Source organism: Pseudomonas sp. RC4D1 (assembly GCF_018390395.1).
Classification (GTDB): Bacteria; Pseudomonadota; Gammaproteobacteria; order Pseudomonadales; family Pseudomonadaceae; genus Aquipseudomonas; species Aquipseudomonas danubii.
Genome location: NZ_JAHBAW010000002.1, coordinates 1,239,941 through 1,253,366, shown reverse-complemented (window position 1 = coordinate 1,253,366; position 13,426 = coordinate 1,239,941). Strand labels below are relative to the sequence as shown.

Genomic DNA, 13,426 nt, shown 5'->3' with positions numbered 1-13,426 from the left:
ATGGATGGAGAGCCTGGTGGCGCCTTCGCTGGCGAGCCAGCTCCTACGAATGAGGGCAGGAGCCGGCTGGCCGGCGAAGAATCAAAGCGCCGGTTGGCTGTGGGGAAACAGCAGATCGATAAAACGCTCGGCGGTGGGCTGCGGTTCGTGGTTGGCCAACCCGGCGCGCTCGTTGGCTTCGATGAACACGTAGTCCGGCTGGTCTGCTGCCGGCACGATCAGGTCAAGGCCGACCACCGGAATGTCCAGGGCCCGGGCCGCGCGGATGGCGGCGTCGGCCAGGGTCGGATGGAGAAGGCCGGTGACGTCTTCCAGGGTGCCGCCGGTGTGCAGGTTGGCGGTACGCCGGACGAACAGCCGCTCGCCGGCCGGCAGCACGCTGTTGTAGTCGTAACCGGCGGCATGCAGGGTGCGTTGGGTTTCCGCGTCCAGGGGGATCTTGCTTTCGCCGCCGGTGGCCGCCTGGCGTCGGCGGCTGCGGGCCTCGATCAAGGCGCCAATGGAATGCCGACCGTCGCCGATGATCTCGGCGGGACGGCGGATGGCCGCGGCCACCACTTCAAAGCCGATCACCAGGATGCGCAGGTCCAGCCCTTCGTGGAAGCTTTCCAGCAACACTCGGCTGTCAAAGCGGCGGGCCTGGTCGATGGCGCGCTGCACCTCTTCAATCGTGCTCAGGTCCACGGCCACGCCTTGTCCCTGTTCTCCGTCCAACGGCTTGACCACCACCCGCTGGTGCTCGTCGAGAAACTCCAGGTTGTCGTCGGCGTTGCCCGCCAATTGCTGGGCGGGCAGCTTCAGACCGGCACCCTTGAGCACCTTGTGAGTCAGGCTCTTGTCCTGGCACAGGCTCATGCTGATGGCGCTGGTCAGGTCGCTCAGGGATTCCCGGCAACGCACCCGGCGGCCGCCGTGGCTTAGGGTAAACAGCCCGGCGTCGGCGTCGTCCACTTGCACATCGATGCCGCGGCGATGGGCCTCCTCGACGATGATCCGCGCATAAGGATTGAAGTCCGCCTGGGGGCCGGGGCCGAGGAACAGCGGCTGGTTGATGCCGTTCTTGCGCTTGATGGCGAAGGTCGACAGGGTGCGAAAGCCCAGCTTGGCGTAGAGGTTCTTGGCCTGGCGGTTGTCGTGCAGCACCGACAGGTCGAGGTAGCTCAGGCCGCGGCTCATGAAGTGTTCGATCAGGTGCCGCACCAGCACTTCGCCCACACCCGGACGGCTGCAATCGGGGTCCACCGCCAGGCACCAGAGGCTGCTGCCGTGTTCCGGGTCCTGGTAGGCCTTGTGGTGGTTCAGGCCCATGACGCTACCGATCACCGCGCCGCTGTCTTCGTCCTCGGCCAGCCAGTACACCGGACCGCCCTGATGGCGCGGAGTCAGCAGCTTCGGATCAATGGGCAGCATCGCCCGGGCCTGATACAGCTGATTGATGGCCTGCCAATCGGATTCGCTCTGGGCCCGACGGATGCGGAAGCCGCGAAACACCCGGGTGGCCTGGCGATAGTCGCTGAACCACAGACGCAGGGTGTCGGAAGGGTCAAGGAACAGTTGCGCCGGTTCCAGCCCGAGCACCTGTTGCGGCGCCGCCACATACAGAGCGATGTCGCGTTCGCCGGGACGCTCGTTGAGCAACTCCTCGGCGAGGCGGGTGGGGTTGGGAAAGGTATGGCCGATCAGCAGTCGGCCCCAGCCGCAATGCACGGCGATGGGTTCATTGCCGGGTTCGCTGCCGTCTTCGGCAAAGCGCGCTTGCAGACGTTCATAGGACGGCGCCTGGCCGCGCAGCAGGCGTTGGCTGTAAGCCGTGGCGTGAGCTTTCATCGATCAGATTCCTTGTTCGCTGAGCCACAGGTTCAAGGCCGCCAGTTGCCACAGCTTGGAGCCGCGCAGGGGCGTCAGTTGGCCCTGGGGATCGGTCAGCAGGCGATCAAGCATGGCCGGGTTGAACAGGCCGCGATCCTGGCTCGGGTCCAGCAGCAGTTCACGCACCCAGTTCAGGGTGTCGCCCTGCAGATGCTTGAGGCCCGGCACCGGGAAGTAGCCTTTCTTGCGGTCGATCACCTCGCTGGGGATCACCCGCCGCGCCGCTTCCTTGAGCACCTGCTTGCCGCCGTCCGGCAGCTTGAAACGCGCCGGCACCCGGGCCGACAGCTCCACCAGGCGGTAGTCGAGGAACGGCGTCCGTGCCTCCAGGCCCCAGGCCATGGTCATGTTATCCACACGCTTGACCGGGTCATCCACCAGCATCACTGTGCTGTCCAGGCGCAGGGCCTTATCCACAGGCGCATCGGCGCCAGGCTGGGCGAAATGCTCACGGACGAATTCACCGGCGGCGTCGTGTGCGGTCAGCCATTGCGGCTGCACGGTGGCCGCGTAGTCGTCGTAGCTGCGGTCGAAGAAGGCCGCGCGGTAGGCGGCATACGGGTCGCTGGCGCCGTCCACTTGTGGGTACCAGTGGTAGCCGGCGAACAGTTCGTCGGCGCCCTGGCCGCTTTGCACCACCTTGCAGTGCTTGGCCACTTCTCGGGACAACAAATAGAAGGCGATGCAATCGTGGCTGACCATCGGCTCGCTCATGGCACGGAAAGCCGCGGGCAGTTGCTCGATGATTTCGTGCTCGTCGATGCGCAATTGGTGATGTCGGGTGCCGTAGTGTTTGGCAATCAGGTCCGAGTACTGGAACTCGTCGCCCCGTTCGCCGCCGGCATCCTGGAAACCGATGGAGAAGGTCGAGAGATCGTCCACCCCCACCTCCCGCAGCAGGCCTACCAGCAGGCTGGAATCGACACCGCCAGAGAGCAGCACACCGACGTCCACCGCCGCCCGTTGCCGAATGGCCACGGCATCACGGGTGCTGTCCAGTACTCGGTCGCGCCAGTCTTCCAGGGTCAGGTTGCACTCGTCGGCGTGGGGGCCGTAGGGCAGGGACCACCAGGTCTGCTGTTCGCTGCGGCCGTCGGCCTCGATGCGCATCCAGGTGGCCGGTGGCAGTTTTTCGATGCCCGCCAGCAAGGTGCGCGGCGCCGGGACCACAGCGTGGAAGTTCAGGTAGTGGTTGAGCGCCACCGGGTCGAGGATCGGCTTGATATCGCCGCCCTTGAGCAAGGCCGGCAGGGCCGAGGCGAAGCGCAGCCGCTGGCCTGTGCGCGACAGGTACAAAGGCTTGACCCCGAGGCGGTCGCGGGCGATGAACAGGCGCTGGGCATCACGCTCCCAGATGGCGAAGGCGAACATGCCGTTGAGCTTGGGCAGGAGGTCGGCGCCCCAGGCGTGGTAGCCCTTGAGCAGCACTTCGGTGTCACCGCCGGAATGAAAGGCGTAGCCCTGGGCTTCCAGTTCGGCGCGCAATTCGGGGAAGTTGTAGATCGCGCCGTTGAAGGCCAGGGACAGCCCCAGCTGGTTGTCGATCATGGGCTGCGCCGAGCCGTCCGACAGGTCCATGATTTTCAGCCGCCGATGGCCGAGGGCGATCGGGCCCTGGCTGTGAAAGCCCCAGGCGTCGGGGCCACGGGGGGCCAGGTGATGAGTGATTCGTTCAACCGCTGCCAGGTCGGCAGGTTGATGATCAAAGCGTAATTCGCCAGCTAATCCGCACATAAGTCCTTACCGGTTTTTCCGTTGGGGAGAGTCAATCCGCAGTCGCCAAAAGGGCGGCTACCTGGAAACTGACCTGTGCATAACTCGGGAGTTTTAGATCGATCGGTTATAAGTCGACGGGTGGTAATGGGGGCGGGAGGTGATTTTGAGCGCTGTCCAATGGCCATTGGCGGCCTTCAGGAATGAAGACCGCCGCAGAGGATCAGGCCTTGCCGCGAATCAGGCGACGCAGGGCGAAGCGGTTTGGATGACAGGCCTCGGCCACGCTCCTGGGCAGTGGCAGCGGTTCGTTTTCCAGCCAGGCGGCCAGCAGTTCGCCGGACAGCGGCGCGGTGATCAGCCCGCGAGAACCATGACCGCTGTTGATGTACAGGCCGTCGAGCCAGGGGCAGGGCAGGTCCGGCACCTGACGTGCGTCCTTGCCCAAGGCGGCGTAGGTCTCGGTAAAGGCTGCCGGGTCCGCCAGAGGACCGACGATAGGCAAGTAGTCCGGGCTGGTGCAGCGAAAGGCTGCGCGGCCTTGCAGGCGGTCCAGGGGCAACTGTTCGGCGTTCAGGCGTTGCAGCAGGTCGCTGGAAATTTCCCGCAGCATCGCAAGGTTACCGGCATGTTCGGCTGTGGTCGGCGTCAGGTCCTGGCTCTTGAAGTCGAAGCTGGCGCCCAGGGTGTGCTCGCCCAGTCGCGGCGGAGCGACGTAACCCTCGGCGCAGACCACAGTGGCCAGGCTCTGGCTGTGCGCGGTCTGCGGCAGGCGGGTGATCTGCCCGCGAATACGTTTGAGGGGCAATTCGGCGCTGGCCGGGAAGCGTTTGATTTCGGCGGCACCGGCAAGGATCACCACCGCCGCACTGGCCAGCATCCGTTCGCCGTCCCAGGCTTGCCATTGCTGGTCGACCCGGCGTAACTCCAGCACGTCCTGATGAGTCAGGACCCGGATCTGCGGATGCTTGGCCTGCCACTGGCACAGGGCCGGCGGGTGCACCCAGCCACCTTCGGGATAGAACAGGCCGCCGTGGTCCAGGCCGATGCCGGCCAGGGCCTGGGCCTCTGGCTGATCCAGCAGCCGCAGCAGGTCGGTGGGGAAGGCCGCGGCCAACTGCGCCTGGCGTTCGGCCTCCTTGGGATTGAACGCCAGTTGCAGCACCCCGCAAGCGTCCCAGTCCTGGCCGCGTTGCAGGTGTTCCAGCTGGCGTCGGGTGTAGCCGAAGCCACTGAGGATCATCTGCGACAGTGCCGTGCCATGGGCTGAAAGCTTGAGGTAAAGCACCCCTTGCGGATTGCCCGAGGCTTCCTGGGCCAGCTGTTCATGGCGTTCCAGTAATTGCACCTGCCAGCCGCGGGCAGCGAGGCTGGCGGCGCTGGCGCAACCGGCCAGCCCGCCGCCGATCACCAGCGCGGTTTTGGCCTGGACCGGCGGGCGGGCGAACCAAGGCTTGGCTCGGGCTGGCGGCGGCGTGTCTTCCGGCCAGCCGAGGAAGTCGCCGCGCAGCACTTCCCATTTGCGACCGATGCCCGGAGTGCGCTTCATCTTGAAGCCCGCCGCGTTCAATAGGCGACGTACCCAGCCGGTGCTGGTGAAGGTGCTGAGGGTGGAGCCCGGCGCCGCCAGGCGCGCCAGTTCGGCGAACAGTTCCGGGGTCCACATGTCGGGGTTCTTTGCCGGGGCGAAGCCGTCGAGAAACCAGGCGTCGATCTGCGCGTCCAGTTGCGGCAACTGCTCCAGGGCGTCGCCGATCAGCAGGGTCAGGATGACCCGGCCATCGTCCAGCACGATGCGCTGGAAGCCAGCGTGCACGGCGACGTAGTGCTTGAGCAGCTGCTGGCTCAGGTCCGCCAGTTCCGGCCACAGGGCCAGGGCCCGTTGCAGGTCGGTCGGACTCAGGGGGTACTTTTCCACGCTGACAAAATGCAGCCGGGCAGTGGCCGGCGCCTGCTCCTGGAACAACTGCCAGGCGCAGAGAAAATTCAGCCCGGTGCCGAAGCCGGTTTCACCGATGACAATTTTTTCGCCTGCCTCGAGCGCGGCAAAGCGCTCCCGCAGGCGGTTCTGTTCGATGAACACATGGCGGGTTTCATCCAGGCCCGAGTCGCTGGAGAAGTACACATCATCGAAGACCCGCGAGCGCGGGCGTCCTTGGTCGTCCCAGTCGAGCTGGGCGTGGGGCAGTTCAGGTGTCATGTTCGGCTCGTTTGGCGCAAGGCGGCCATTCTAGCCGATCACCGACCCTGTGCCTGATCCACGGCAAGCCGCGGCGGGTTCAGGGATTTGTTTTCCTTGGCGCAGGTCCATCCGCTAGTCTTGGACAATTCTTGGAAGGGAGCCACCCATGTTCGAATCCGCTGAAATCGGTCACGCCATCGACAAAGAAACCTACGATGCCGAGGTGCCGGCCCTGCGCGAGGCCTTGCTCGAAGCCCAGTTCGAGCTACGCCAGAAGGCCAAGTTTCCAGTGATAGTGCTGATCAATGGTGTCGAGGGCGCGGGCAAGGGCGAGACGGTCAAGCTGCTCAACGAATGGATGGACCCGCGGCTGATCGAGGTGCGCACCTTCGACCAGCAGACCGACGAGGAACTGTCTCGGCCACCGGCCTGGCGTTACTGGCGGATGCTTCCGGCCAAGGGGCGCATGGGGGTGTTTTTCGGCAACTGGTACAGCCAGATGCTCCAGGGGCGGGTGCATGGCGAGATCAAGGACCCGCGCCTGGACCAGGCAATCAATGGCGCCGAACGCCTGGAAAAGATGCTCTGCGATGAAGGCGCGCTGATCTTCAAGTTCTGGTTTCACCTGTCCAAGAAACAGATGAAGGACCGCCTCAAGTCCTTGCAGGATGACCCGCTGCACAGCTGGCGCATCAGCCCGCTGGACTGGCAGCAGTCGCAAACCTACGACAAGTTCGTCAAGTACGGCGAGCGGGTGTTGCGCCGCACCAGTCGTGACTACGCGCCCTGGCATGTGATCGAGGGCGTCGATCCGCATTACCGCAGCCTCACTGTGGGCCGGATTCTGTTGGAAGGATTGCAGAATGCCTTGAGCCGTCAGCCATTGAAGTCGACCCAGGTCAACGCCGCGCCGTTGCCGACAGCGGTGGATCAACTGAGTCTGCTGGACAGCCTGGACATGACCCAGCACCTGGACAAGGACGACTACGAGGAACAGTTGATTACCGAGCAGGCGCGTCTGGCCGGTTTGCTGCGGGACAAACGCATGCGCAAGCATGCCCTGGTGGCAGTGTTCGAAGGCAACGACGCGGCCGGCAAGGGCGGCGCCATTCGCCGCGTCGCGGCGGCGCTCGACCCGCGCCAGTACAGCATCGTGCCGATTGCCGCGCCCACTGAAGATGAACGGGCGCAGCCTTACCTCTGGCGTTTCTGGCGGCATATTCCGGCGCGCGGCAAGTTCACCATCTTCGACCGTTCCTGGTACGGCCGGGTGCTGGTGGAGCGGGTCGAGGGCTTCTGTCAGCCCACTGACTGGCTGCGGGCCTACAGCGAGATCAACGACTTCGAAGAGCAGTTGGCCGATGCCCGGGTGATCGTGGTGAAGTTCTGGCTGGCCATCGACAAGGACACCCAACTGGAGCGCTTCCAGGCACGGGAGGCGATTCCCTTCAAGCGCTTCAAGATCACCGAGGACGATTGGCGCAACCGCGACAAGTGGGGTGACTATCGCGCCGCTGTCGGCGACATGGTGGACCGGACCAGCACCGAAGTGGCGCCCTGGACGCTGGTGGAGGCCAACGACAAGCGCTGGGCACGGGTCAAGGTCCTGCGCACCATCAACCGGGCCCTGGAGACCGCGTTCGAGCGTTCCGACAAGCACGACAAGAAACAGAAGAAGGACAAGAAGTAGACCGATGGTCGCGCATACGCCCAGTGAATGATTGTCGCGGTGGGCGCGGAGGGGGATCTATGCTCGATGCTCTTTCCTGCCGCCAACAACAGTGAGGTGCGTCATGCGTGAAGTGGTGATCGTCGACAGCGTACGGACTGGCCTGGCCAAGTCCTTTCGCGGCAAGTTCAACCAGACCCGTCCGGATGACATGGCCGCTCACTGCGTCAATGCGCTGCTCGCCCGCAACGGCATCGACCCGGCCAGTGTCGAGGACTGCATCGTCGGCGCCGGCTCCAATGAAGGCGCCCAGGGTTTCAATATCGGTCGCAACGTTGCCGTGCTCTCGGCGCTGGGCACTGGCACCGCGGGCATGACCCTCAACCGGTTCTGCTCTTCAGGCCTGCAGGCGATCGCCATCGCCGCCAACCAGATCGCCTCCGGCTGCAGCGACATCATCGTCGCCGGTGGCGTCGAGTCCATCAGCCTGACCATGAAGAGCGTCAATACCGACAACCTGATCAACCCGCTGCTCAAGGAGCAGGTGCCGGGCATCTACTTCCCCATGGGCCAGACCGCCGAAGTGGTCGCCCGGCGCTACAACGTCAGCCGCGAGGCCCAGGACCTCTACTCCCTGCAAAGCCAGCAACGTACCGCCCAGGCCCAGGCTGATGGCCTGTTCAGCGACGAGATCGTGCCGATGACGGTCAAGTACAAGGTCGAGGACAAGAACACCGGACAGGTGCAGATGGTTGACGGCGTGGTGGATCGTGACGACTGCAACCGCCCCGACACCACTCTGGAGAATCTCGCGGCGCTCAAACCGGTGTTTGCCGAGGATGGTTCGGTCACCGCGGGCAACTCTTCGCAGCTGTCCGATGGTGCCTCGATGACCCTGGTGATGAGCCTCGAGCGGGCCCTGGCCCTGGGTCTCAAGCCCAAGGCGTTCTTCCGCGGCTTTACCGTGGCCGGCTGCGAGCCTGATGAAATGGGTATCGGCCCGGTGTTCTCGGTGCCCAAGCTGCTCAAGGCCAAGGGCCTGACGGTGGATGACATCGACCTGTGGGAACTCAATGAGGCCTTTGCGTCCCAGTGCCTGTATGCCCGCGACCGGCTGGAGATCGATAACGCCAGGTACAACGTCAATGGTGGCTCGATTGCCATTGGCCATCCGTTTGGCATGACCGGTTCCCGTCAGGTGGGGCATCTGGTGCGTGAGTTGCAGCGGCGCAACCAGCGGTATGGCATCGTCACCATGTGCGTGGGGGGCGGCATGGGCGCCACCGGGTTGTTTGAGGCAGTCCGTTAGGTTTGTAGTGCATCACCGACCAAGCCGGCCCCTATGGGGGACGGCTTGTGCTGTTTACGACCGGCACAATCGTGTTTGCGCTTTGCTGCCAACTGTCTCTGTGTCGGCCCCTGGCCCGGGCCTAGAATGTGGACCTTGCTCGTCAGGCTTTGTGGGGTTCGCATGCATGTCTCGTCCGGTCGTTGGGTTTATGGCTTGTTCCTCGCCTTATTGACCGCGTTGTTGTGGGGCATCCTGCCCATCAAGCTCAAGCAAGTGCTGCTGGTGATGGACCCGGTGACCGTGACCTGGTTTCGCCTGCTGGTGTCCGGCGGCTGTCTGTTTTTCTATCTGGCGGCGGTGGGGCGTTTGCCGCGCTGGCGCGCGCTCGGTCCCAAGGGTGTGTGGCTGGTGCCGATTTCGGTCTTGGGGCTGGTGGGCAACTATGTGTTGTACCTGATGGGCCTGAACCTGCTGAGCCCGGGCACGGCGCAACTGGTGGTGCAGATGGGCCCGATCCTGTTGCTGATCGCCAGTGTCTTTGTGTTCAAGGAGCGCTTCAGTCTGGGGCAGGGCCTGGGACTGCTGGTGCTGTTGCTCGGTTTCGGGCTGTTCTTCAATCAGCGCCTGACCGAGCTGCTGACCTCCCTGAGTGACTACACCGCCGGAGTTCTGACCATTCTCGCGGCTTCGGCAGTCTGGACTTTTTATGCCCTGGGCCAGAAGCAATTGTTGAGCGTGTGGAATTCCTTGCAGGTGATGATGGTGATCTACCTGTTCTGTGCCTTGCTTCTGACGCCTTGGGCGCATCCGCTCGAAGCCTTGGAACTGAGCCCGTTGCAGGGCTGGCTGTTGTTGGCCTGTTGCCTGAATACCCTGATCGCCTATGGCGCCTTTGCCGAAGCCCTGGCCCATTGGGAGGCGTCGCGGGTCAGTGCGACCCTGGCGATCACGCCCCTGGTGACCTTTGCCGCGGTGGCCTGGGCGGCCTGGCTCTGGCCAGAGTATGTACACGCCGAACAGATCAATGGCCTGGGTTATGGCGGGGCGCTGCTGGTGGTACTGGGGTCGGCCTTGACGGCGTTGGGGCCGTCGCTGATGGCGGGGTTGCGCGCCCGACGGCAGCGGATCGCTGCGGGGTGAGTTTCGCTGGCAAGCCAGCTCCTATAGAAGTGTGGCGGTAGGAGCTGGCTTGCCAGCGAAAAAGACGCTGCGCTAACCCTGTTTTCCAGCCTCCAGCATGTTTTCCGGTCGCACCCAGGCATCGAACTGCTCATCCGTCAGGTACCCCAAGGCCAACGCCGCTTCCCTGAGGGTCAGGTTCTCGGCATAGGCCTTCTTGGCGATTTCGGCGGACTTGTCGTAGCCGATGTGGGGATTGAGCGCGGTCACCAGCATCAGGCCTTGTTCCAGGTGCTCGGCCATCTGCTGGGGATCGGGCTCCAGACCGGCGATGCAGTGCTGCTGGAAGTTGCTGCAGCCATCGGCCAGCAGGCGGATCGATTGCAGCAGGTTGTGAATGATCACCGGCTTGAATACGTTCAGTTGCAGATGGCCCTGGCTGGCGGCAAAGCCGATTGCCACGTCGTTGCCCATCACCTGGCAAGCCAGCATCGATAGGGCTTCGCATTGGGTTGGGTTGACCTTGCCGGGCATGATCGAGCTGCCCGGTTCGTTGGCCGGCAGCTTGACCTCCGCCAGTCCCGCCCGCGGGCCAGAGCCCAGCAGGCGCAGGTCGTTGGCGATTTTCATCAGGCACACGGCGAGGGTTTTCAGCGCGCCGGACAGTGTGGTCAGCGGCTCGTGGCCGGCCAGGGCGGCGAATTTGTTAGGGGCGGTGACGAAGGGCAGGCCGGAAAGGGCGGCCAGTTCGGCGGCGATGGCCTCACCAAAACCGTGGGGCGAGTTCAGTCCGGTGCCCACGGCGGTACCGCCCTGGGCCAGCTCGCACACTGCAGGCAAGGCGCTGCGGATGGCTCGCTCGGCGTATCCCAGTTGGGCGATAAAGGCAGAGATTTCCTGGCCAAAGGTGATCGGGGTGGCATCCATCATGTGGGTGCGGCCGGTTTTCACCAGCTTCATGTGCCGGGCCGACAGCTCGGCCAGGCCACCGGAGAGTTCGCTGATCGCTGGCAGCAACTGGAACTGCACGGCCTGGGCTGCGGCGATGTGCATGGCGGTCGGGAAACAGTCGTTGGAGCTTTGCGAGCGGTTGACGTGATCGTTGGGGTGTACCGGGGACTTGCCGCCGCGGGGGTTGCCCGCCAGTTCGTTGGCCCGACCGGCCAGCACCTCATTGACGTTCATGTTGCTCTGGGTACCGCTGCCGGTTTGCCACACCACCAGGGGAAACTGGTCGTCATGCTCGCCGGCCAGCACTTCGTCGGCGGCCTGTTCGATCAGCCGGGCGATGTCGGCGGGCAGGTCGCCGTTGCGATTGTTGACTCGGGCGGCGGCTTTCTTGATCAGGGCCAGGGCATGCAGCACGGACAGAGGCATGCGCTCGTTGCCGATGGCGAAATTGACCAGCGAACGTTGGGTCTGTGCGCCCCAATAGGCTTCTTCCGGGACTTCAACCTGGCCCAGGCTGTCGGTTTCGATTCGATTCATCGTGGCATTCCTCCAAGTCTGACTGGCCAGTTTAGGCCCTGATCTGCGGCTCGGGTTCCGTGGAAGGGGTTTTCCGCCCGCCGCCCGGGCAAAACCAGGGGGCGCCCGGGGTGGGGTTGAGGGACGCGGATTAATAGGCGCAGAATGGGCGCCCTTGGGGTTCTACCTCGCTTGCTAGATAAAGGAAACTCGATGACCCGTTTTCGTGCCATCTGTACCGCGGTTGTTCTGGTGTGTGCCAGCGGCCAGGTTCTTGCCGATACCGCCAGCCACAACGCCAGTGCCGAGGCCTTCCTGACCCTGGCCCATGCGGACAAGCTCGGTACGCCGGTGTACATGCAAGTCCAGCAAATGTTTGCCCAGCGTTTTGAGCAGACCAAAGCCCCGGAATCCAAACGCGCCCTGCTGGAAACCTACCAGGCCAAGGCCAACGCGGCCCTGGACCAGGCCATTGGCTGGAACAAGCTGAAGCCGGACATGGTCAAGCTCTACACCAGCAATTTCAGCGAGTCCGAGCTTAAGGACCTGGTAGCCTTCTACCGGTCGCCACTGGGCAAGAAAGTCCTGGAAAAAATGCCTCAGCTGACTCAGCAATCGGCGCAGATGACCCAGGCCAAGCTGGAAAGCGCGGTACCGGTGGTGAACAAGCTGCTGGCCGACATGACCGCCGAGCTCGAGCCTAAGGCTGCTCCGGCGAAGAAGAAGTAAGCGGAGCCTGCAATGACCATGCAACAACGTATCGAAACGGCGCTCGGGGCCTTGCAGCCCGAGCACCTGCAAGTGCTGGATGAAAGCCACATGCACAGCCGTGGCCTGGAAACTCACTTCAAGGCGGTACTGGTCAGCGAGCAGTTCGCCGGCCTCAACAGCGTCAAGCGTCATCAGAAGGTCTACGCCACCCTGGGTGAGCTGATGGGCCAGTTCCATGCGTTGGCGCTGCACACTTACACACCCGAGGAATGGTCGAAGATCGGTGTGGCTCCGGCTTCGCCGACCTGCGCCGGAGGCAGTAAGCATTAATCGCGGTTTTTTTGATAGAATCCGCAACGCGCCGCTTATGCCGGCGCGTTTTTTTTTGCATCCGGTTCACCCTTTACGAGGGTAGCCACCTGGAGAGATTTCCCATGACACAACCCATTGTCGTGGCGGCACTGTACAAGTTCGTCACCCTCGAAGATTACGTCAGCCTGCGCGAGCCCCTGCTGCAGGCCATGCTCGACAACGGCATCAAGGGCACCCTGCTGATCGCCGAAGAAGGCATCAATGGCACGGTATCTGGCAGTCGTGAAGGCATCGACGGGCTGCTGGCCTGGCTGAAGAACGATCCACGCATGGTGGATATCGATCACAAAGAGTCGTATTGCGACGAGCAGCCGTTCTATCGCACCAAGGTCAAGCTCAAGAAAGAGATCGTCACCCTCGGCGTGCCCGGCGTGGACCCCAACAAGAAGGTCGGGACTTACGTCGAGCCTCAGGACTGGAACGCCCTGATCAGCGATCCCGAAGTACTGCTGATCGACACCCGTAACGACTACGAAGTGTCCATCGGCACCTTCGAAGGCGCCATCGACCCCAAGACCACCAGCTTCCGCGAGTTTCCGGACTACATCAAAGCCCACTTCGACCCGAGCAAGCACAAGAAAGTGGCGATGTTCTGCACCGGTGGCATCCGTTGCGAGAAGGCGTCGAGCTACATGCTCAGTGAAGGCTTCGACGAGGTGTTCCACCTCAAGGGCGGGATCCTCAAGTACCTCGAAGAGGTACCGCAGCAAGAGAGCAAATGGCAGGGCGACTGCTTTGTATTCGATAACCGGGTCACTGTGCGCCACGACCTGAGCGAAGGCGACTACGATCAATGTCATGCTTGCCGTACTCCGGTGAGCGTCGAGGATCGGGCTTCCGAGCACTATGTGCCGGGCATCAGTTGCCCGCATTGCTGGGACAAGCTGAGCGAGAAGACTCGCCGCAGCGCCATCGATCGGCAGAAACAGATTGAGTTGGCCAAGGCCCGCAACCTGCCGCACCCGATTGGTTACAACTACAAGCAATCACCTTCCGAGGCTTGAGCCATGTCTGCCCGCCTGCTCTATGTGAT

At 63.4% G+C, this 13,426-nt stretch carries 10 protein-coding genes; 6 read left to right on the top strand and 4 right to left on the bottom strand.

Annotated features, from left to right (window positions below):
- Nucleotides 1-81: 81 nt before the first annotated feature.
- The 3 genes from ngg to mnmC all read right to left on the bottom strand — a co-directional run bounded on the left by ngg (nt 82) and on the right by mnmC (nt 5,782).
- Nucleotides 82-1,827, bottom strand: a complete 1,746-nt coding sequence (gene ngg / locus KHO49_RS21225; RefSeq protein WP_110651507.1) for an N-acetylglutaminylglutamine synthetase — start codon at nt 1,825-1,827, stop codon at nt 82-84.
- 3 nt (nt 1,828-1,830) lie between these two features.
- Nucleotides 1,831-3,603, bottom strand: a complete 1,773-nt coding sequence (locus tag KHO49_RS21220; protein ID WP_213665785.1) for an N-acetylglutaminylglutamine amidotransferase — start codon at nt 3,601-3,603, stop codon at nt 1,831-1,833.
- Nucleotides 3,604-3,805: 202 nt separating this feature from the next.
- Nucleotides 3,806-5,782: a bifunctional tRNA (5-methylaminomethyl-2-thiouridine)(34)-methyltransferase MnmC2/FAD-dependent 5-carboxymethylaminomethyl-2-thiouridine(34) oxidoreductase MnmC1 gene (gene mnmC, locus KHO49_RS21215; RefSeq protein WP_213665784.1), complete on the bottom strand. Its 1,977-nt coding sequence runs from the start codon at nt 5,780-5,782 to the stop codon at nt 3,806-3,808.
- Between the two features lie 148 nt (nt 5,783-5,930).
- On the opposite strand from mnmC, the gene pap reads away from it, so the two are divergent.
- The 3 genes from pap to KHO49_RS21200 all read left to right on the top strand — a co-directional run bounded on the left by pap (nt 5,931) and on the right by KHO49_RS21200 (nt 9,864).
- Nucleotides 5,931-7,454, top strand: coding sequence for a polyphosphate:AMP phosphotransferase (gene pap / locus KHO49_RS21210; protein WP_102880486.1), 1,524 nt, complete (start codon nt 5,931-5,933; stop codon nt 7,452-7,454).
- Between the two features lie 103 nt (nt 7,455-7,557).
- Nucleotides 7,558-8,742 carry a thiolase family protein gene (locus tag KHO49_RS21205; RefSeq protein WP_213665783.1) on the top strand — a complete coding sequence of 395 codons (1,185 nt, stop codon included), beginning with the start codon at nt 7,558-7,560 and terminating at the stop codon, nt 8,740-8,742.
- Between the two features lie 162 nt (nt 8,743-8,904).
- Nucleotides 8,905-9,864, top strand: coding sequence for a DMT family transporter (locus tag KHO49_RS21200; protein WP_102860834.1), 960 nt, complete (start codon nt 8,905-8,907; stop codon nt 9,862-9,864).
- 72 nt (nt 9,865-9,936) lie between these two features.
- Here KHO49_RS21200 and KHO49_RS21195 read toward each other — a convergent pair whose 3' ends face one another.
- A complete protein-coding gene (locus KHO49_RS21195) occupies nt 9,937-11,331 on the bottom strand; it encodes a class II fumarate hydratase (protein WP_213665782.1) in 1,395 nt (464 codons plus the stop codon).
- Nucleotides 11,332-11,523: 192 nt separating this feature from the next.
- Here KHO49_RS21195 and KHO49_RS21190 point away from each other — a divergent pair, with 192 nt between their 5' ends.
- The 3 genes from KHO49_RS21190 to trhO all read left to right on the top strand — a co-directional run bounded on the left by KHO49_RS21190 (nt 11,524) and on the right by trhO (nt 13,397).
- Complete coding sequence (locus tag KHO49_RS21190; protein WP_123394177.1) at nt 11,524-12,039, top strand: DUF2059 domain-containing protein; 516 nt, start codon at nt 11,524-11,526, stop codon at nt 12,037-12,039.
- A gap of 12 nt (nt 12,040-12,051) precedes the next feature.
- A complete protein-coding gene (locus KHO49_RS21185; RefSeq protein ID WP_102860837.1) occupies nt 12,052-12,351 on the top strand; it encodes a BolA family protein in 300 nt (99 codons plus the stop codon).
- Between the two features lie 104 nt (nt 12,352-12,455).
- Nucleotides 12,456-13,397 carry an oxygen-dependent tRNA uridine(34) hydroxylase TrhO gene (gene trhO, locus KHO49_RS21180; protein WP_102880484.1) on the top strand — a complete coding sequence of 314 codons (942 nt, stop codon included), beginning with the start codon at nt 12,456-12,458 and terminating at the stop codon, nt 13,395-13,397.
- Nucleotides 13,398-13,426 lie beyond the last annotated feature (29 nt).